The sequence below is a fragment of the Clostridium sp. AF37-5 genome, from assembly GCF_003477605.1.
Classification (GTDB): domain Bacteria; phylum Bacillota; class Clostridia; order Lachnospirales; family Lachnospiraceae; genus Eubacterium_F.
Genome location: NZ_QUDR01000001.1, coordinates 149,781 through 170,148, shown reverse-complemented (window position 1 = coordinate 170,148; position 20,368 = coordinate 149,781). Strand labels below are relative to the sequence as shown.

At 41.1% G+C, this 20,368-nt stretch carries 17 protein-coding genes; 2 read left to right on the top strand and 15 right to left on the bottom strand.

Features of this window, described 5'->3' with window-relative positions; all coding sequences use genetic code 11:
* Window positions 1–199: 199 nt before the first annotated feature.
* From DW019_RS00740 to DW019_RS00715, 6 genes are read right to left on the bottom strand one after another with little or no spacing between them, the layout of a single operon-like run.
* Window positions 200–1,069: a putative manganese transporter gene (locus tag DW019_RS00740; RefSeq protein WP_117477686.1), complete on the bottom strand. Its 870-nt coding sequence runs from the start codon at window positions 1,067–1,069 to the stop codon at window positions 200–202.
* Between the two features lie 38 nt (window positions 1,070–1,107).
* Complete coding sequence (locus DW019_RS00735; protein WP_118442177.1) at window positions 1,108–2,163, bottom strand: GGDEF domain-containing protein; 1,056 nt, start codon at window positions 2,161–2,163, stop codon at window positions 1,108–1,110.
* A 43-nt stretch (window positions 2,164–2,206) separates the two neighbouring features.
* A complete protein-coding gene (locus DW019_RS00730) occupies window positions 2,207–3,082 on the bottom strand; it encodes a methionyl aminopeptidase (protein ID WP_117477684.1) in 876 nt (291 codons plus the stop codon).
* A 21-nt stretch (window positions 3,083–3,103) separates the two neighbouring features.
* Complete coding sequence (gene thrH / locus DW019_RS00725; protein WP_022378061.1) at window positions 3,104–3,703, bottom strand: bifunctional phosphoserine phosphatase/homoserine phosphotransferase ThrH; 600 nt, start codon at window positions 3,701–3,703, stop codon at window positions 3,104–3,106.
* A 31-nt stretch (window positions 3,704–3,734) separates the two neighbouring features.
* Window positions 3,735–5,408 carry a DAK2 domain-containing protein gene (locus DW019_RS00720; protein ID WP_022378062.1) on the bottom strand — a complete coding sequence of 558 codons (1,674 nt, stop codon included), beginning with the start codon at window positions 5,406–5,408 and terminating at the stop codon, window positions 3,735–3,737.
* A gap of 28 nt (window positions 5,409–5,436) precedes the next feature.
* Window positions 5,437–5,793, bottom strand: coding sequence for an Asp23/Gls24 family envelope stress response protein (locus DW019_RS00715; RefSeq protein WP_022378063.1), 357 nt, complete (start codon window positions 5,791–5,793; stop codon window positions 5,437–5,439).
* Between the two features lie 151 nt (window positions 5,794–5,944).
* Between DW019_RS00715 and DW019_RS14855 the strand changes: the two genes are divergently transcribed.
* Window positions 5,945–6,088, top strand: coding sequence for a hypothetical protein (locus DW019_RS14855; protein WP_181974888.1), 144 nt, complete (start codon window positions 5,945–5,947; stop codon window positions 6,086–6,088).
* A gap of 70 nt (window positions 6,089–6,158) precedes the next feature.
* On the opposite strand, the gene rpmB is transcribed toward DW019_RS14855, so the two are convergent.
* The 9 genes from rpmB to DW019_RS00670 form a co-directional block, all read right to left on the bottom strand.
* A complete protein-coding gene (rpmB, locus tag DW019_RS00710) occupies window positions 6,159–6,344 on the bottom strand; it encodes a 50S ribosomal protein L28 (protein ID WP_022056941.1) in 186 nt (61 codons plus the stop codon).
* Window positions 6,345–6,504: 160 nt separating this feature from the next.
* A complete protein-coding gene (locus DW019_RS00705) occupies window positions 6,505–6,888 on the bottom strand; it encodes a GerW family sporulation protein (RefSeq protein WP_022378065.1) in 384 nt (127 codons plus the stop codon).
* A 1-nt stretch (window position 6,889) separates the two neighbouring features.
* Window positions 6,890–7,711, bottom strand: coding sequence for a DUF2953 domain-containing protein (locus DW019_RS00700; RefSeq protein ID WP_118442176.1), 822 nt, complete (start codon window positions 7,709–7,711; stop codon window positions 6,890–6,892).
* A gap of 20 nt (window positions 7,712–7,731) precedes the next feature.
* A complete protein-coding gene (locus tag DW019_RS00695; RefSeq protein ID WP_117477682.1) occupies window positions 7,732–8,070 on the bottom strand; it encodes a hypothetical protein in 339 nt (112 codons plus the stop codon).
* Between the two features lies 1 nt (window position 8,071).
* A complete protein-coding gene (locus tag DW019_RS00690) occupies window positions 8,072–9,457 on the bottom strand; it encodes a hypothetical protein (RefSeq protein WP_118442175.1) in 1,386 nt (461 codons plus the stop codon).
* 27 nt (window positions 9,458–9,484) lie between these two features.
* Window positions 9,485–13,486: a glycosyltransferase family 39 protein gene (locus DW019_RS00685; RefSeq protein ID WP_118442174.1), complete on the bottom strand. Its 4,002-nt coding sequence runs from the start codon at window positions 13,484–13,486 to the stop codon at window positions 9,485–9,487.
* Between the two features lie 20 nt (window positions 13,487–13,506).
* Window positions 13,507–14,406, bottom strand: a complete 900-nt coding sequence (locus DW019_RS00680; RefSeq protein WP_117477679.1) for a hypothetical protein — start codon at window positions 14,404–14,406, stop codon at window positions 13,507–13,509.
* A gap of 41 nt (window positions 14,407–14,447) precedes the next feature.
* Window positions 14,448–15,374 carry a magnesium transporter CorA family protein gene (locus DW019_RS00675; protein ID WP_118442173.1) on the bottom strand — a complete coding sequence of 309 codons (927 nt, stop codon included), beginning with the start codon at window positions 15,372–15,374 and terminating at the stop codon, window positions 14,448–14,450.
* 101 nt (window positions 15,375–15,475) lie between these two features.
* The gene (locus DW019_RS00670) at window positions 15,476–15,919 is read right to left on the bottom strand and encodes a LysM domain-containing protein (RefSeq protein WP_118442172.1); all 444 of its coding nucleotides are present in this window, start codon (window positions 15,917–15,919) and stop codon (window positions 15,476–15,478) included.
* A 153-nt stretch (window positions 15,920–16,072) separates the two neighbouring features.
* Between DW019_RS00670 and DW019_RS00665 the strand changes: the two genes are divergently transcribed.
* Entirely contained in the window at window positions 16,073–20,290 is a 4,218-nt protein-coding gene (locus DW019_RS00665) for a 2-hydroxyacyl-CoA dehydratase (protein ID WP_118442171.1), read from the top strand.
* The last annotated feature ends 78 nt before the right edge of the window (window positions 20,291–20,368 follow it).

Below are 20,368 nucleotides of genomic sequence, written 5' to 3'. Positions count from 1 at the left end.
ATAATCTCCTAGTATAAAGCAAGATGGGGCTTTATGTCAAGTAAACACGATATGGAAATGTTTTAATTGTTGCTTTATTAGAAAAATCAGACCGGATTTCAACGTCCCTCAGGTTGAAACCCGGTCTGATTTTTCTAACAACGAACTTCAATAACATTACCACTATCTTATCCACAGTTAAAAACTCTAATAACAAGTATTAAAAATTGATTCCAAGCAAATCAATCAAAATTCCTCCAACAACCCCCGCCACATATAAATAACACAAAATACCGACGTTTTGTTTTACGTGTTTGCGGTTCATGCGGCACAAAACAAGTGCGCCGACACCGGCATTGGTAAATAATCCTGCCATCATCGGGCCGGCGCCAATGACTTTCTGTAAATAGAGCTGAGTAATGACTACGGACGACGCACAGTTTGGAACCATGCCAATTGCCCCCGCCAAAATCTCGCCGAGAACCGGACGGTCCATAAGAAATCCGGCTAAAGCATCTTCACCCACACCATCAATAACAGCTTCCAGAACAAGTGTTACCAAAAACAAAAAAATGGTAATGTGAATTGTGTGACGCAGCGCCGAGAAAAAAATCCCCTCATCATCACATTTACAGTGTTCACTCTCACACATTGTATGGATGTTCCGGTATCTCATTTTTCTGCCCCAGATACTGTGATACAAAAAGTCCAAAAGGAAGCCAAAAAGGATTCCCATTACCATTTTAACCGCCAAAATCTTAATGATTGTCCATGCAGGTACTGCCTCAGAAATAAAAATCGGAAGCATTTCGTCAGAAGTAGACAAAAAGACAGCCACCAAAGCGCCCGCCGTAATCAAACCACCGGAATACAGATTTGATGCTGCTGCCGAAAAGCCACACTGTGGCACAATACCTAAAATTCCACCAAATACCGGTCCTGCTTTTCCGGCGCGCAAAATCGCCGCCTGTGTATGGCTTCCGGTGCGGTGTTCGAGCCACTCCATTAAAATATAGGTAAGAAAAAGAAATGGGATAAGTTTTAATGTATCCACTCCTGCTTCCATGAAAATATCAAGAAACTCATTCATCGTATTGATTCCTTTCTTTTCGTAAAACTAATTCATTTTTAGTTCACGACCTGATTTTTCCCCTTTTCCTTCCCCTGATTCAAACGCGAATCTGCAAGTGCAATCCGCTCTTTCATTGTCTGTTTTTCATCGCAGTATACAAATCCAAACGTTGCCGTAACTGACACACGCTGACGCTGGTAAGTAAGTACATAGTCCGCAATTTCTTTGCGAATTTTTTCCGTTAATCGGTACCCGCTTTTTTTATCCATCTTCAGAAGCAGTAACACTTCATCACCGCCCCAGCGGCACACTTCACCACGGTTTCTCACTGCCTGGCGGATTAGATAAGAAAGATTAATCAAAAGTTCATCTCCGCAGGAATGACCGTACGTACGGTTTGTCTGTTTGAAATTATCCAAATCCATCTGCACCACACAATAATCTTTTTCATAACACTCGTATTCCTCAAATATTTCATCCATATTCTGGCGATTTCTCATATTTGTGAGTGCATCGTAATGAACCATAAAATCAAGTTCATCATTCCGCTCCTCCAACACATTTGTCGCACTGCGTATTGCAACAACAAAGTACGCAGAATAAGCCATTAGAAAAATGGTACAGATAGCTACATTAATTGCAAAAATAACAAGCATCTCATGGTTTGACATACCCGGTAATTTATTAATTTCTCCGGCTGACGATGCCGAGAGAACAATCACAAGCAAATCAAAAATACCAAGCACACTTGACGTGACCACACCGATTCGGCTCTTCATATGAATACACGCAATGTAGTAAATAACCGGAATAAGCATAAAGCCGTATAAAGAAAAGCCATATCCCCAGCCTAAGCACAGGTTACACAAAAGTACATGTACAAGCACTTCGGCAAATGGTACCAGCATCCATCTCTCCATATGCTTCACACGAGAAACCAAAAAAAGCAACAATAAATAGATCACAACACTTGCAATATTAAACACGTATAAAATTGTTACACCAATACAATAAAAGAAAATACACAATGCCGTATGCATACACAAACTCAGTGCTAACATTATAGCAAAAAAATGAACACTTCGTTTTTGTTCTGTTTCCCCAATTAACATAGTAAAACCTCCCTTTTCCTTGATTTCCTAAGAAATCAGTAAACTACCAACACAATACCTCATTTCCTTCCTCTGTCACAAGCACCATAATTTCCCACTGTGCCGATGGCATATGATCTTTTGTATAAACTTCCCAGCCATTTTGTGAATCGGTTATAATATCTTCTTTTCCCATATTTACCATAGGCTCAATCGTAAATATCATACCAGGCACTAACAGCATCTCTTCGCCTCGTTTGGAATGATAACCAACCCATGGCTCCTCATGGAACTCAAGCCCGACACCGTGTCCGCCAATTTCACGGACCACCGTGTAGCCGTTTGCCGCTGCATGATCATGCACCGCCTGACCCATATCACCAAGGAATCCCCATGGCTTGACCTGTTCTAATCCTTTCTTCACACACTCTCTTGTTACCTGTACAAGACGTTTTTTCTCCGGTGACACCTCACCGATGCAAAACATACGGGAAGAATCTGAAAAATATCCATTTAAGATTGTCGAACAATCGACATTCACAATATCGCCCGATTTTAATATGACATCTTCTGACGGAAAACCATGACATACCTGGTCATTTACCGAAGTACAGACACTATACGGAAATCCTTCATAATTTAAAGGTGCCGGGATTCCGCCTCTTTTGGTTGTCATATCATACACAATTTGATCAATTTCTTTGGTATTCATCCCCTCATAAATATGCTCTTCCAGATAATCCAAAATAGCAATGTTAATTTTACAACTTTCCTTTATTTGTTCAATCTGAGCCGGTGTTTTGATGATGTGGTGAGGCGGCACAATGTGTCCTTTCTCACGATAAGATTCAATCTTTGCATCAAAACCGGCGTGACAGACCTTATATTTGCGTCCGCTGCCACACCAGCATGGCTCATTACGTCCAATTTGTTTTGACATTTTTGTCACACTTTCTATTGATTATAATGCTTTTTTTATGGCAGCAAGTAACTCATCATACTCTTCAAAAGCAGGAAGTTCCGGATGATCCTTCTTAATCTGCTCAGTACTCTTAAATAAGAAACCTGCCTTACTTGCCTGAATCATTCCCAAATCATTATAGCTGTCACCGCTGGCAATCGTTTCATAACCAATCGACTGCAGTGCTTTCACTGTTGTATATTTGGAATTTTCAATTCGCATCTTAAATCCGGTAATCTCACCGTTTTCTGCTACTTCCAGAGAATTGCAGAAAATGGTAGGCCATCCCAGTTTTTCCATAAGCGGAGCCGCAAACTGAGTAAATGTATCACTGATGATAATAACCTGTGTCGTTTTGCGCAGTTCATCCAGAAATTCTTTTGCTCCCGGAATCGGGTCAATCGTAGCAATCGTTTCCTGAATTTCTTTCAGTCCAAGTCCATGCTCTTTCAAAATACCGAGACGCCAATTCATCAGTTTATCATAATCCGGTTCGTCTCTCGTCGTTCTTTTTAACTCCGGGATTCCACTTGCTTTTGCAAAAGCAATCCAAATTTCAGGTACCAGTACGCCCTCTAAGTCCAAACATACAATATTCATTATTCATCCTCCATCTGTATTTATAATTTCACTACTCTACGGATACAAAGTAGTAATAAATCGGCTGTCCGCCATACTGAATCTCGACTTCCATCTCGTCATCAATCCCCTCAATGGCTTTTGCGATTTTTTCTGCATCTTCTTTGGTTCCCTCTTCACCATAATAAATGGTAATGAGTTCCGATTCTTCATCCATCATCTTTTTTAATAAATCAATTGTCGTATCCACTACATCGGTGCCAACTATCTCAATCGTCTTATCGCTCAATCCCATGATATTGCCGGCTTTAATTTCCTTCCCGTCAATTACAGTATCTCTTACCGCATAAGTGACCTGTCCGGATTTCACCTCGGATAGTGCTTCTGTCATCGCCTCTTCATTCTGCTCCGGTGTAAATCCTTCCACAAAGTTAATCATTGCTGCAATTCCCTGCGGAATATTTTTCGTTGGAATTACGTGAACCGCCTTATCCTTTGTCAAATCCTTTGCCTGCTGTGCCGCCAAAATAATATTACCGTTATTTGGCAGAATATAGATGTTTTTCGCAGGAATTTTCTCAATCGCACCAAGAATATCCTCAGTACTCGGATTCATCGTCTGACCGCCTTCAATCACTTCATCCACACCAAGTTCATGGAACAAATCCGTAAGTCCATCTCCGACCGAAACACTGATAAAACCATTTTCTTTAAATTCCACTTTCTTTTCTTCTTGTTTCTGCTGTTTTGCCATCTCGCTGGCATTTTTGATGACACGCTCGTGATGTTCTTCGCGCATATTATCAATTTTCATGCGTGTCAGAGAACCATAGGTAAGCGCTTTCTGAATCGCAAGACCCGGGTCGTTTGTGTGCACATGAATTTTAACAATTTCCTCATCGGCAACACAGACAATCGAATCACCAATGGATTCCAAAAATGCCTTAAATTCCATTTCTTCTTTCCTTCCAAATGGCTTTTCAAGCATAATGATAAACTCGGTGCAGTAGCCAAATTTAATATCCGCCTCAGCAACAACGCCGGCATCTGCTCCCATGCTTGGTTTCTTAACAGGAGTGGCAGCCGGTTCCACATCGATTTTCACTTCCTTGCCAATCAACGCGGTATATGCACCTTCCAACACGGTAACAAGACCCTCTCCACCGGAATCCACAACACCGGCCTCTTTTAACACCGGCAAAAGTTCCGGCGTCTGTTCTAACACATCACGCATATGCATAATTACGCTGTTCATAAACTCTGCAATGTTATCCGTGCGCCCATTTAACTCAATTGCTTTATCTGCACCACCGCGGGCAACTGTAAGAATCGTTCCTTCTTTTGGTTTCATCACTGCTTTATACGCAGATTCTACAGCACGTTCAAAGGCTTTTGTCAAAACATCGACATCCACTTCATCAACCTTTGACACTTCTTTCGTGAATCCACGGAGTAATTGCGACAAAATAACACCTGAGTTTCCTCTTGCACCACGTAAAGAGCCACCGGAAATTGCTTTACCAAGCGATTTCATATCCGGATTTTCTAACGCTGCTACTTCTTTTGCCGCAGACATAATAGTCATCGTCATATTGGTTCCTGTATCACCATCCGGTACAGGGAACACATTCAAATCGTTTATTACTTCCTTCTTTGCATCGATTGCATTTGCCCCGGCAAGAAAACACTTTCTTACAAAAGAGGCATCCATCGTTTTTATAATCACAGTTTTCTCCTCCAATTTAACAGGCAAATTAGTTAATCACGCGTACGCCTTCAACGCATACGGTAATTTTTCCAACTTCCATGCCGGTATACTCTTCTACCTTATACTTCACATTATCAACAAGGTTTTGTGCAACCGCAAGAATACTTACTTCGTATGCCACAATAATATGAAGTTCAATCATCAGCTTGCCATCCGCCACACTAACATTCACGCCATGACGCAAGTTGTCCTTTTTCAACAACTTTACAAAGCCATCGCGTACGTTTACGGATGCCATACCAACAACGCCAAAACACTCTACCGCTGCGGAACCGGCATACTTAGCCAATACATCCTCATCTACAAAGATTTTGCCCATTTCGGTATCCATCTGACCTTTCATAGTAACCTCCAATCTGGTATCCCCTAACGGATAACTGCATAATTATTTTTATTTTACACTATTCTATAAAAAAAAGCAAATCCACATACTGCGAAACTTTTCCCATTTTCTGCATAGAATAGTAACAAAGACATCTATGCGGGTATCTTTTATGAAACGCTTAATCGGATTTATTCTGTTTTGGATTGGCATCGGTATGTGCATCATGCTTTTCATGCGGCACAGTCTGCTTGCCATCCTGATTATTATTGCCTGTCTTGTCCTTGGCTATAATCTCTTCACAAGCTGTGACTAAAAAAAGAACACATTCTCCTACTCTAGTATAAGAATGTGTTCTTTTTTTATGATGTACGGGTAAACCGCAACTACGCTCTTTCCACTTTACCAGAACGAAGGCATGAAGTACAAACATACATTTTCTTTGTACCACCGTTCACCTTTACTCTAACAGATTTCAAATTCGATTTCCAAATCTTATTGCTTCTTCTATGAGAGTGGCTGACAGCGTTACCAAAGTGTACGCCTTTTCCACATACTGCACATTTAGCCATGAAAAGCACCTCCTTCTGCTTAAACTTCGCATGTCTCTTCTATATGAAACAAAATATCTCTCACACACGACAACACGAATATTTTAGCAAAATTCCAACTATAATGCAAGCAAAATTTTTATTTTTTTACAAATTTTAAAATTTCCACAATTCTTACGGATTATTCCGCATCTTTTCCCGCATCGTGTGGCTGCTCTTTATTTTTCTTTCCGGCAAATTTGTCAACAAAATCCGGTACCATATCGAGAATCTTTGTGATACCGTCCTGGTTCTTCACATTGACAAGTTTGGACGTTCCGTCTTTAATTACTAACACGGCACTTGGCTGGATTTTACCGCCCATACCGCCGCCACCGTTGTTTTTCTTTTCAGTGTCGTTTGCAAATGCACCGGCAGCAACGCCAAAGCTCACATCCACAAGCGGAAGTACAATGGTTCCATCGTCAAAACGCACAGCGTCTCCCACTACGGTCTTTGTTGTGATAAATGCATCCATCCCCTTAAACAGGGATTCTACTGTGTTGGTAAAATTATTTTCTGACATTTTAAAAAGCCTCCTTTTTTAATCTATGAATCTGTTTCCACATTCGTTTCAATTCTTTATCCTGATACAGTCTCAAAAAGAGCCGTAAAAAATAAATCACCCTCATTCTGCCCTTTACAAGAAAATCAGCAGCCAGTCTTTTTTCCTCAAAGTCCGGTGTAACATAAACGCCCTCCTGATAAGCAATCGGGAACAAACTGATAAGCCCCGTAACAAGCCCCGTCGATGAAGGGTCGCCGGTTCCAAATGCAAATGTTCCTCTCACCTTTTTCGGTGCGAGATACTTAACTAACTCTTTTATTTCCCGATACAACCGTTTCAAAAGTTTCTTGTTTTGTTTCACACACTTCATTATACTGGATAGCCCTTGAAATGAAAAGTTTTTTTTGCTTTTCTTTTTCTTCGCTTTTTTGGTCCTGGAAAAAGTTTTCTTCTTCTTGTCCTTTCTTTGTTCCTTTTTTTCTTCCTGCGCTGCCAAAACCGGCTCGCCTGTTTCTTCTTTGTTATCCTGTAATGGTTCCGGCTCTTTTTCTTTCTCTGATTTCACCACGGTTTTTTTTACCGGTTTTTCATTTCCCATTCTCTTTATCGGAATACCAAACACAGAGAAAACAATCTGCTCCGAATCTTTTTTCTTTTTCACGGCAACAATAGACAAAAGCCAGCTCACCTTAAATGAATACTGGATTTTTTCATGGTTATCCCCTGCTGCCCGGTAGCGCACCGGCACACATAAAACAAGAGCCGTAAATAGTAAAACAAGTCCTAAAAGTATGCCAAGTATAATGAAAATCCATTTGAGTATTAATAAAAAAATCCACATAGGCACACCTCTTTTCTCTGTTACTTTCTACCCGGATAAAACTCCTTCTTGGCAAATACGTTCCTTGGGTTATATTCCGGATTCTCACGATATCCTTTTTCTAAAATCTGCTGCAGAATTTCGACAGCGGCATCATAATCCGAAGTCAGTGCCACTACATACATATCCACATGACGGTAGCGGCGAAAAAACAACTGGCGCGTCTGCATAATCTCAAATAAATTCTTATCATTCTGCGCCAAGGTAAGCACGACGTAACTCTTTTTCCATGGGCGCCGCTTTTCCACCCGTTTTTTGCACCGTTTCGGATTTTTTTCTACGGTTTCATCCATATATAAATTCTGATACCAGTAAATCATATCATGTCCACTCCTGCTCCTCGCGAATCAAGTCTGCTAACATCGTAAGTACCACACATTTTTCAGCCTTATCCTGACATCCCATCAGATTAACACGGATATAATCAAGTACCTCATCCGAATTTTGGAACGTCAATGGCAGTTTTTCAAGGACAAGTCCCATAATCGCTTTTTTCACCGGTTTTGACACCCGGCTTAACTTCTCGGAAAGTTCATTTACTAATTCATCTGTGCATTTTCTCACGTAAGAAAGGTCTGCTTTTTCCTCTTCCTCACCGGATACCGACAAGTCAATAAACAAACTGTCTGACAAAAGATTTGCCACTAATACAAAATCGTGGAACTGTCCGGCAAGACCGGTTTCCATTAATTCTTTCTTATAAGAACTGCGGATTTCATATAAAATCGATTCCAAATGACTGGATTTTTCAACACACTCCTCGATACTGCCCTCTAACGGCACTAACAGTTCTTCTTTTAACTCTCCTTGTGCCAATGCCTGCCAAACGTTTCTTCCCGCTTTTTCAATCCGGCTCATTTTCTCACGATAAGGAAGAATCAGTGCCATGGCATACACACCATTCACAACATTTTGCACTTCATAATAAAAGTCCGTAATCTCATGAATTTCTTTGGCTGTCTTTTCCAAAAGTGATACCAATTGATTGTATTTCTCGCCCTCTAATGACTCAAAATCGGTCTGTTCAAACGTTTGCAGGGCCTCTAAAATCTCTGGAAACTGATTTTCTTCCTGCTTTGGCTCATACAGCATCGCACTTGTACGCACCATATACAAAAAGCCATCCAGTGCCGATTTATCGCCATCCTGATATAACGTAAGTGCTTCACCAATCCGCTCAAACAATTTATTCTTTGTCATATGAACCGGAATCTGTCCCATAATCAAACGAATTTTATCAAGCGCCACCTTTTGATCTTTACTGCCAAACAAATACCCTTCTAACATTTTCATGTACTCTTCTTCCTCAAAAGCTGCCAGTTTCTCTGACAATTCTTTCTTGGAAAGATATTTTAATTCCATACGGTTTAACACATATTCATAACAAATCATGCGGTCCGTGTACGCAGTTAAAACATCCATTTTATCCGTAATTTCATCCCGCAGATGATTCATTTTTTCACCAAGTACCGCGAAATCGCAGGACTCATCCGCCAAACAGCCAATCGCCTGTTTTACCTGCGAGAGCATTTTCTCCTTCTCATCCGCATCTAACACCTGTATTTCATCTTCCAAAAGCGAATACGCAGAAAAAGTCATTTCAAGCGTTCCATAATCCACATATGTTTTTACGGCAATATCCGCATAATGTTTTAAATTTTCCTTTATATTTTTCCCGTTATGAATCTCTTGAATCAGTTTTCTCACGTTTTTATCCTTCTTTCTATCGTTTGTTTAGCTGACAAGCTGCCAGCCTTCCAGCCAGCGCAGTCCATCTCTTGCCATCTGCTCATAGATCGGCTGTCCGGAAAGTACCGGATAAAAAACTAAGAACAGGAAAAAGGCAACTGCCAGATAAACCATACACCATTTGAACCATTTTTTGTCCGCATCCACAAGTTTTACCATACCGTACACAATCATCATGGCGACAAATGGCACACTTGGAAAATAGTGATAGGCAAATGTACAGCGCGGCACTAAAATCCACGGTAATAATTGAACCGCATAGGCAAATACCATAAACAAGGCTTTTTTGTCTCCCCTTGTCACAAGCTGGTAAGCAATATACAAAGCCGACGCCACGCCAAGCACAATAAGGAACGGTCCATATAACTTCCATGAATCACCGCCTCCATTACTTGAAGACTGTTTCACAAACACACTCCACAAAGCAAGGAACACAAAGAATTCACAGCCGATACTCTGAAGCCATTGCGACGTTTTGCTTCCAAGTCTGTTCGAACGCCTTCTTCCAAATGGCAGAAGAATCAATATCAATGCCGGGATTCCTGCCCACCATACAAGCGGGTTACCAAAGGCACTGATACCCTCTTTCATACCATCCCGCAAAGTCTGGCAGTAATAATACATCGGTCGTATCATCGTCGGCCACTCATACCAGCTTGACTGCCATGGATGGGTAGCCTCCAGTTTGCTGTGGTATTCATACATAGCATGCTGATTATTCAACATTTTTCCGACCGTCTCAGCCACAGGATTTCCACTGTGGTCGCGAAGTGTATCCACAAGACCGGAAACAAATGTATTTTCCCATTTAAATCCTTCATAATTCTCATCTGTCACTTCATAGAAGCGCTCGGTGTTATCCTTTGCACTGTCCTCAAACGGAACATAGGAAGCAACATAAATCGTTCCTGCTACAAACACAAAGAAAATCACACAGAAACCAAGGGTTAAAAGAAGTTTCTTCTTAAATACTTCAATAATATGTTTATGCGCAATTCCTTCTGTTTCGCCCGTCGGATTTTTCTTCGCCAGATGGTACTCAAAAATACGCCAGCCCATAATGGCAAAGAAGAACACAGCAAGACCGGCAGACGCATATACTGCCGTCCATTTCGATGCACAGCCAAGTCCCATCATCACTGCACTTAAGCCAAGCGGGATAAAAGTCTTCCACAATTTTGTATCATAAAAACTTGTCTGGCTGTACTGATACATAAAGTAGAACATTGCTATAATAAAGAATGTTCCGTACACATCAATGGTAGCAATTCTTGTCTGCGTAAAATGCATAAAATCAAAAGTAAACAAAAATGTCAATGCACCGGCCGCCCACGTGCGGTTTTTGAACAAACGCCTGCCAAAGAAGTACATAAACGGAATCATCCCGATTCCAAACAGCACACCGATAATTCGCCAGCCAAACGGATTCATGCCAAACATGCGCACACCAAGACTGATAAATACTTTACCAAGAGGCGGATGTGTCCACTCATAATTGCTCATTCCATGCGCAATTTCATAAGCCGTTCTCGCATGATAAATTTCATCAAAATAAGTGCCGCTCCTAAAGGTAATTGCCTTTCGGTATCCATCCTGTTCATCAAACAAGGAATCTCCGCCAATATGGTCACGGATTTTCACCGTATTTCCATTCGTATCCGTCAATACCAGTTCATTCAAACTTGTATTATCCGAAAGTGTTGTCAAGCGGATATAGCGGTACGAATCATTGGCAAAAGAATAAGTATCGGCATTTTGCTGATTTTCCTCTGAAAGTCTGCTAAAGCCATCAGCCTCACCACTGACTACCGTTCCCACTTTCTGATACTGTGGCTCCTCACCATCATTTGCCGATTTTGCCACTTCCACTTCAAACCGCTGATTTGCTTTCTCCGTAGAGTAGCCGCGCAGCATACTAAAGTAACTATCTGCACCCAAATCTAAAGTCACGGTTTCTCCAGCTTTTTCAGCTTTCCAGACAGTCTCCGGCAAATCACTCTGCGGCTCAAAACAATCCTGCTCATCAAACAAATTCTTATATTCAGAAGCATTGACCGGTTTCATCCAGTTTCCGTCTTTGTCAAGAATCACTAATTCATTCAGCATAAAGGTATCAAAAAGCTGGTCTTCATCAACACTTAAGCGGATATAACGGTAATCTTTTGCCAGATTATAATCATCCGCGCCCTCTTCCTGAGATTCTTTGTCCCAAGTCTTTAATGCATCCCAACAGAACACACTTGTTGCTCTGACCGTGCCGACCATATCATAGTTTTTCCCGTCCTCTGACATTTCAAGCGTCATCATACGGTCTTCCTTCGCTCCAAGGAACGTATAAATCATTCCGATATCTTTTGCTTTACCAAGATCTAACACAATCTCGGAATTACCATTTTCCGGCTGCCAGTAAGTCTCCGGAGCCTTGGTATCACCCAAATCACGAAAAGCGAATACACTGTATAATACAAGAATTCCAAACAATACAATATAATCCCACTTTGTAAATTTAGGCATTCTTCTTGTCGCATGAATATGTTGTTTATAGACTTCTTCCGGTTCTTTCTCTTTCACCTTCGGATTTTTCACAAGATATGGAAGGGTGTTCCTTTTCTTCTTTCCTCCGGATACCTCTTTTAAATCCTCCATAACCGAAACAGAAAAAGAAGCATAAATCAAATAAGCAAACATTAAAATTGTAAGGACTGCCGTAATTCCAATTAACGGTCCGTTTGGTGCCGTATTTTCGTTTTCCTCGACATACGCCCACAAAACATGACCTACATTCAAAAAGTGAATTGCCGAAAATCCCACATAAGTAAAGAATAACTGTTTGGTCGGCTTCACCAAAAAGGCAGCCAACATAAGTACAAGTGCCGGGAATAAATATCTCTCATGCATACGCACTGAGAATAAAAACATATTGGCAAGAAGTACCGCCATGCTTGTAAAATAGCGGGAATTATCATCTTTTAAGCGGAAGAAAATCACGGCACTCAGTGCAACGGATACTAAAATTGCGAGTGTTCCCCACGAGCTTGCTGACACACCTAAAAATGAATTTGCCTGCGGCTGCCAGTTCTGTCCTAACAACGCCCAGAAATTGTATGCATTAATCGTCGCATACGGATACGAGCCCAACGTATTCACATACTGGCTGAACACTTTGTCCACACCAAACGGAAGGGTAAATACAACCATTGCCACAAGAGATAAAACGCCGCCTACTAAATCCCGAAACATTTTTTCTTTTGAAAAATCTTTTAAGAAAACCTGTTCAATAATTGTCCAAATCAAAAGCGGAGCAAACATAATCATCTGCGGTTTGATAAGAACTCCGGCAACAAAAGCAAAATACGCAAAAATACGCTTTTCTTCCATGCACAGATAGCAGACAAGCAACAGGAAAAAGGTAAATACACCATCCACCTGTCCCCATGCCGAAGAATCCAGAACAACGACCGGACTGAGCACGTATGTCGCTGACAAAATAAGAGAAGAACCTTCAGAAAATTTTCTCTTTGCTATCTTATAAAGCAGTGCCCCTGCACCAAGATCAAACAAAATCGGAATCAGTTTAATAACACATCTTCCGGCTCCTGTTGCAACATCCAGATTAAAGATGCTGCGCAGAGCCCCAATGCCCCACAGCATTGCCATATATCCGGGCGGATAATCCGTAAAAGAATCCGAATGATAGAAATTCCAGAATCCATCTTTAAAAATCATATCCGACCACGCACTAAAGCAGGTCATATCCGTTCCATGTCCTTCATACGCTGCCGCAAAAATCAGTTTTACAAGCAGCGCTGCCGCTAATACAAGCAGTAGATTAGTCCATGACTTTTTGCTGTCTTTGCGGTAAATCCGAATTCCTTCTACTTCATAGCGGAATTTTTCAAAATACAAAACAGCAAAAACTGCCACGGTTAAAACCGCTACTAACACTAACATTTGTACACTATTTGTCGCAATACCAAACAATCCCATTTTCCGACTCCTTCCTCCTTTTAATGATGCACATGCTCATGGGTAAATAAATGCTCTGAACAATACTCATAGTTTCCCTCACATTTGGAGCAGTAACGGAACTCTAACTGCGGAGAGTCCACATCCGTTCTGCCACAAATCACACAATGATGCCTTGGTACACTTCCCTGTGTGGGTGCTGTTTTTTTCTTATATTCCATCTTTCTCTTCTTCTGATGGTACGCCTGCTTTGGCGTAAGAGAACCACGTCCCATAAAATAGAAGATAAAAAAGTTTAATAAAAGAACCAAAATCACCGCTGCCGAATAATAATATCCACTCATCAGATAGCGGACAAACATATAGCCATCCATCAAAAGATATACAATACTCAGCCACTTTGCCTTAACCGGAATAATAAAATACACAAGGAACTGTGCATCCGGGAAAGCAAAGGCAAACGCTAAAAACATCGTCTGGTTCAAATCATCCATAATATTGGCGGAAAGCATATAATCCGTATAAGCAGTTGCAGCATTTGGCACTAACCCAAGTTGTAAAAACAGATAAAAAACAAATGTCATAATTACAACCAGTAAAAGTCCGCCAAAATAAAACAAATTAAAGCGGAAAGTTCCCCACATGCGCTCCAGATTTGTTCCAATCGAATAATACACAAAAATCCAGATTGCAAACCACAATAAACTAACCATGCCGGTACCGCCAAACTGTCCGGATGGGCTTAACACAAAGGTAAAAATACGCCAAACCTGTCCATGCAGAATACTTGCAATATCCAAACTCAGATACGAATAATAAAACATCGGATTCACAAGACTAATCAGAATTCCGACAATATTAACTCCAATGACATACCGCATCAGATTCGGAATGCCAAATTTTCCAAACCGTGTTCTCTCCAATCGGTCTAATAAACTCATAGTTCTTTTTTAACCTCCATTCAACAATCGTCTTTTCCCTATTAAAACAAATCTTTTTTGCGGAACAACAACGCCACAACACCGGAAATAATAAGCGTTAAAACAATAATGGTAAAAAATCCAAACGGCGAATGTCCAAGTGGAATATTATCAAAGTTCATTCCAAAGAAACTGGCAATCATCGTCGGGATTGATAAAACAATCGTAACCGTTGCCAAGAACTTCATTACAATATTTAAGTTATTGGATATAACAGACGCAAACGCATCCATCATTCCACTTAAAATTCCACTGTATATATTTGCCATTTCAATCGCCTGTTTATTCTCGATAATGACATCTTCCAATAAGTCCTCATCTTCCGGATATTTTTTAACGCGCTCCGTCCGCAGAAGTTTCTCTAAAACGACTTCATTTGAGCGCAGGGAAGTGGTAAAATAAACCAGACTTTTTTCCAGTTCCAAAAGTTCAATCAACTCACTGTTTTTCTGGGAAATATGCAGTTTTTCCTCAATCTGGTCACTTTTTCTGTCAATAATACGCAGATAACGCAGGTAGGAAGCAGCATTGCGATACAAAATCTGGAATACAAAGCGAGTCTTTTTGAATGTGTAAAACTCGCGTACTCTACGGTTTACAAATGCTTTCAAAACCGGTGATTCTTCCAGACAAATCGTAATAATATGCTCCTTTGTCATGTAAATACCAAGAGGAATCGTGACATACCGGTCTTTCTCATCAAGCGAAGGAATGTCCACCAAAATCATATTGTATCCATCTTCCAACTCGATACGGGAACGCTCCTCATCATCCAAAGGCGCCCGTAAATCATCCAAATCAATCCCGGTTTCTTCCTCCAAAAAAGCCAATTCTTCCTCATTTGGGTGAATGGCTGATATCCAACAACCCTCTTCTATTTTATCAAACACCACCATATCGTCTTCTATGGTTTTGTAAATGGAAATCATGCTTGTTCACCTTCCTTTCAAAGACAACGGCGATTCCCCGAAAACAAGGCATCGCCGAGTCTGACTAATCCATTTCATTATAAAGGTTCTAATAACCTTTGTCAAACCTTCTTTGGCACTTCAAAAAGGACATCTGCCGCGATAATAATCTGCTCCGGATTATTCATTTCAAAAAATTCTGCCATCGTTACACCGCACTCATTTAAAATGGCTCCGAGGCTTTTTGTTCCGTCTGCACGATAGACACAAGACACCTCTTTTTCTTCCTCTGCCTGTGCATTCTTTTCCTCCTCATAATCCTCTTTCTCTGTCTCCTGCTCGGTTGTCTCCACATTTTCCTGCTGAATTCCCCGTCCTGCCATCGGTCCGCTTCCACAGGGCATCGGAATGCAGATTTCCTGTCCCGGTCTTAAATTATACACATCCACATAAGGGTTTGCCCGCAGAATAAGTGCGAGCGGAACACGGTAGCGTCTGCTCAACTGGTAAAGATTATCGCCGGAGCGAATGACATGTATCATTCCATTACAAAAGCGTTGATTCATTTTCAGATTCCTGCCTTTTTTTATTATCCTATTCAAAAGAATGCCATTTGTTCTTTCTAATTTTGTTGCAAAACCATTCTTTTTGTCGTATAATAAGGTTTCGATAATTAGATAACAAAAAATGATTTTAATAGGAAACTTTAGGAGGTACTTATGAAACGAGTAGGTATCGATATTGGTTCAACCACAGTAAAAATTGCTGTGCTGGATGATAACAATAACATACTGTTTTCTGCCTATGAGCGTCACTACGCAAATATCCAGGAAACCTTACGTGCAATTATGGAACGTGCTTACAACGAACTTGGTGACTGTGACATCGCACCGATGATTACCGGTTCCGGTGGTCTTTCCATCTCAAATCACCTTGACATTCCATTTGTGCAGGAAGTTGTGAGCGTTGCTACTTCCTTAAAAAGTTACGCTCCTCAGACCGATGTCGCCATTGAACTTGGTGGTGAGGATGCAAAAATTATTTACTTTACCGATGGTATTGAGCAGCGAATGAACGGTATCTGTGCCGGCGGTACCGGTTCTTTTATCGATCAAATGGCTACCTTATTAAAAACAGACGCTGCCGGATTAAATACCTATGCAAAAGATTACCAGGCTTTATATCCGATTGCCGCACGATGTGGTGTATTTGCAAAGACTGATATTCAGCCTTTAATAAATGAGGGCGCATCGAAACCGGATCTTGCCGCTTCCATTTTCCAGGCTGTCGTAAACCAGACAATCAGTGGTCTTGCCTGCGGAAAACCGATTCGCGGTAACGTTGCTTTTCTCGGCGGTCCGCTGCACTTTTTAACAGAATTAAAACAGGCATTCATCCGCACTCTTAATTTAACCGGGGATGCCATTATTGCACCGGAAAATTCCCATCTTTTTGCTGCAAGCGGAGCAGCCATGAACTCGGAGGGAAAAGGCGCCACAACAATCGGTGCTTTGTTAAAGAAGCTTTCCGGCGAAATTAAAATTGAATTTGAAGTGACTCGTATGGAGCCTCTTTTCAAAGATGAAACTGATTACAATGAATTTATCGAAAAACATAACGTACACAGCGTAAAGAAGGGAGATATCTCCACTTACGAAGGAAATGTATTTCTTGGCGTAGATGCCGGTTCAACAACAACTAAAGTAGCTCTTGTCGGCGAAGACGGTTCCCTTCTGTACTCATTCTATGATAATAATAACGGAAGCCCACTGAAGACGACAATTAAAGCAATTAAGGAAATTTATGAACTGCTCCCGGAAAGTGCCACAATTGTGCGTTCCTGTTCAACCGGATACGGCGAAGCACTGATTAAATCCGCTTTGATGTTAGATGAAGGTGAAGTTGAAACCGTTTCCCATTATTACGCTGCTTCTTTCTTTGACCCGGATGTTGATTGTATTCTGGACATCGGCGGTCAGGATATGAAATGTATTAAAATCAAAAATCACTCCGTAGACCAGGTACAGTTAAATGAAGCCTGCTCTTCCGGCTGTGGTTCTTTTATCGAGACGTTTGCACGCTCGTTGAATTATGAAGTAAAAGATTTTGCAAAACTGGCTCTGTTTGCCGAAAATCCAATTGATTTGGGTTCCCGCTGCACCGTATTTATGAATTCTAAAGTAAAACAGGCACAAAAAGAAGGAGCTACGGTCGCAGATATTTCTGCCGGACTTGCTATTTCCGTTATTAAAAATGCCCTGTTAAAGGTAATTAAATTAACAGACCCGAAAGATCTCGGTAAAAACGTAGTTGTTCAGGGTGGTACTTTCTATAACGATGCGGTATTACGAAGTTTTGAGCGTGTTTCCGGATGTCAGGCAATTCGCCCTGACATTGCCGGTATCATGGGTGCTTTTGGTGCCGCACTGATTGCCCGTGAGCATTACGAAGAGGGAGAAATTTCTTCCATGCTCTCTTTACAGGACATTATCGAATTAAAATTTGAAAGTTCCATGACAAGATGTAAGGGATGTACCAATCATTGTCTCCTTACAATAAACCGCTTTACCGGTGGCCGTCAGTTTGTGTCCGGTAACCGATGTGAACGTGGCCTTGGCAAAGAAAAGACAAACCGTGACGTTCCAAACCTTTACACCTATAAAAATAAGCGTCTTTTTGACCACTATAAACCATTATCTGCGGACAAAGCATATCGCGGCAAGGTCGGAATTCCACGCGTGTTAAATATGTATGAGAATTATCCATACTGGTTTACTTTCTTTACGGAACTTGGCTACGAAGTCGTTCTTTCACCAGCTTCCAACCGAAACATTTATTCACTTGGTATCGAATCGATTCCAAGCGAATCGGAATGTTATCCGGCAAAGTTAGCTCATGGACATATCTCATGGCTGTTAAACCAGGGCGTTTCGTACATTTTTTACCCTTGTGTTCCTTACGAGCGCAAAGAATTTGATGAAGCGGGCAACCACTACAACTGCCCAATTGTCACTTCTTATGGAGAAAATATCAAAAATAATGTAGAAGAATTGGCAGATGAATCGATTACCTACCAGAATCCATTCGTCTCCTTTGAAAGCGATAAAATTCTTGCCGATGAGTTAGTACGCTATCTCGGCAAAGAAAATAATATTGATGCCGGCGAGATTCGAAAAGCTGCCCACAAGGCATACGAAGAATTGCAAAAAACAAGAAATGATATCCGCTTAGAGGGCGAACGCGTATTAAAATGGATGGCAGATAACAACAAGCGTGGTATTGTGTTAGCCGGTCGTCCTTACCATATTGACCCGGAAATCAACCACGGTATTCCGGAATTGATTACATCTTACGATATTGCGGTATTATCTGAGGACAGCATTTCCCATTTAGGAAAAGTTGACCGGCCAACGATTGCGATGGATCAGTGGATGTATCATTCCAGACTTTATGCCGCTGCCAGTTTTGTACGCACCCAGAACAATCTGGATATGATTCAGCTTAACTCTTTTGGATGTGGACTTGACGCAGTAACAACCGACCAGGTCAATGATATTTTGACAAGTTCCAATAAAATATGTACGGTTCTTAAAATTGACGAGGTCAACAACTTAGGTGCCGCAAGAATTCGTATCCGTTCGCTTATTTCCGCTGTGAAAGACCGCGAACGCAAGGGAATTAAGTCATCTCCTCAAAATTCAGCCTATAAACGAGTTGAATTTACAAAAGAAATGCGTAAAAGTTACACGATTTTAGCACCACAAATGTCACCAATTCATTTTGACATTTTAATGCCGGCTCTTGCTGCCTGTGGTTATAATCTTGTCCAGCTTCCTACCGGCGTAGGCGAATTGGATTACGGCTTAAAATATGTAAATAATGATGCATGCTATCCGTCTCTTCTTGTAGTCGGACAGTTCATGAAAGCATTGTTATCCGGCGAGTACGATTTAAATAAAACTGCTTTAATCATTACCCAGACCGGTGGCGGATGCCGTGCAACGAACTATATCGGCTTTATCCGCCGTGCACTGAAAAAAGCAGGCATGGAACAAATTCCTGTTATTTCGTTAAGTGCCGGTGTGGAAACAAACTCCGGCTTTGACATCAATTACCGATTGTTAAAAGCCGCTATTCACAGCTTAATCTACGGTGATTTGTTTATGCGCGTCGTATACCGTACCCGCCCTTACGAGAAGGTACCGGGTTCCGTAAACGCTCTTCACGATAAATGGAAAAAAGTCTGTATTGAGGCTGTGAAAAAACCAAAGCAGTCGGAACTTAAGAAAAATATCAAACAAATCGTGAAGGAATTTGATGAAATAGAATTAGATGAAACAAAGAAAAAACCACGTGTTGGAATCGTTGGTGAGATTTTAGTTAAATATCTCCCTGCAGCCAACAATCATGTTGTTGAACTCTTGGAGGCTGAAGGTGCTGAAGCAGTCTGTCCGGATATGCTTGACTTCTTTATGTACAGTGCTTACGATAGTGAATTTAAGGCTGACCATCTTGGCTTTAAGAAAACCAGTAAGTGGCTTGGAAATGCTGCTATCTGGCTGTTAAATCAGTTCCGCAAGCCATACTGCAAAGCACTTGCTGAAAGCAAACGTTTTGAGGCACCACCTGAGATTCACGTACTGGCTAAATATGCAGAGCCTTTCGTATCTAACGGTAACCAGACCGGTGAAGGATGGTTTCTCACAGGTGAAATGATTGAATTGATTCACAGCAATGTGCCAAACATCGTTTGTACTCAGCCATTTGGCTGTCTGCCAAACCATGTCGTTGGTAAAGGTGTTATCAAACAGATTCGAAAGGCATTCCCAGATGCCAACATTGTAGCCGTTGACTATGATCCCGGCGCCAGCGAAGTAAACCAGTTAAATCGTATCAAACTGATGTTAGCAACAGCAAATGAGAATTTAAACAAATAAAAAGAATCACAATTTAGGAGTCTGCCAAAAGGCCGGCTCCTTTTTATTTGTAAGAAATAAGGAGTCTGCCTTAGCAAA

Bases quoted from the DNA above. Each gene is read 5' to 3' on its own strand.
- DW019_RS00740 (WP_117477686.1), bottom strand. From the start codon at position 1,069: ATGAATGAGTTTCTTGATATTTTCATGGAAGCAGGAGTGGATACATTA.
- DW019_RS00735 (WP_118442177.1), bottom strand. From the start codon at position 2,163: ATGTTAATTGGGGAAACAGAACAAAAACGAAGTGTTCATTTTTTTGCT.
- DW019_RS00730 (WP_117477684.1), bottom strand. From the start codon at position 3,082: ATGTCAAAACAAATTGGACGTAATGAGCCATGCTGGTGTGGCAGCGGA.
- thrH (WP_022378061.1), bottom strand. From the start codon at position 3,703: ATGAATATTGTATGTTTGGACTTAGAGGGCGTACTGGTACCTGAAATT.
- DW019_RS00715 (WP_022378063.1), bottom strand. From the start codon at position 5,793: ATGAAAGGTCAGATGGATACCGAAATGGGCAAAATCTTTGTAGATGAG.
- DW019_RS14855 (WP_181974888.1), top strand. From the start codon at position 5,945: ATGAAACGCTTAATCGGATTTATTCTGTTTTGGATTGGCATCGGTATG.
- rpmB (WP_022056941.1), bottom strand. From the start codon at position 6,344: ATGGCTAAATGTGCAGTATGTGGAAAAGGCGTACACTTTGGTAACGCT.
- DW019_RS00705 (WP_022378065.1), bottom strand. From the start codon at position 6,888: ATGTCAGAAAATAATTTTACCAACACAGTAGAATCCCTGTTTAAGGGG.
- DW019_RS00700 (WP_118442176.1), bottom strand. From the start codon at position 7,711: ATGTGGATTTTTTTATTAATACTCAAATGGATTTTCATTATACTTGGC.
- DW019_RS00695 (WP_117477682.1), bottom strand. From the start codon at position 8,070: ATGATTTACTGGTATCAGAATTTATATATGGATGAAACCGTAGAAAAA.
- DW019_RS00685 (WP_118442174.1), bottom strand. From the start codon at position 13,486: ATGGGATTGTTTGGTATTGCGACAAATAGTGTACAAATGTTAGTGTTA.
- DW019_RS00680 (WP_117477679.1), bottom strand. From the start codon at position 14,406: ATGAGTTTATTAGACCGATTGGAGAGAACACGGTTTGGAAAATTTGGC.
- DW019_RS00675 (WP_118442173.1), bottom strand. From the start codon at position 15,374: ATGATTTCCATTTACAAAACCATAGAAGACGATATGGTGGTGTTTGAT.
- DW019_RS00670 (WP_118442172.1), bottom strand. From the start codon at position 15,919: ATGAATCAACGCTTTTGTAATGGAATGATACATGTCATTCGCTCCGGC.
- DW019_RS00665 (WP_118442171.1), top strand. From the start codon at position 16,073: ATGAAACGAGTAGGTATCGATATTGGTTCAACCACAGTAAAAATTGCT.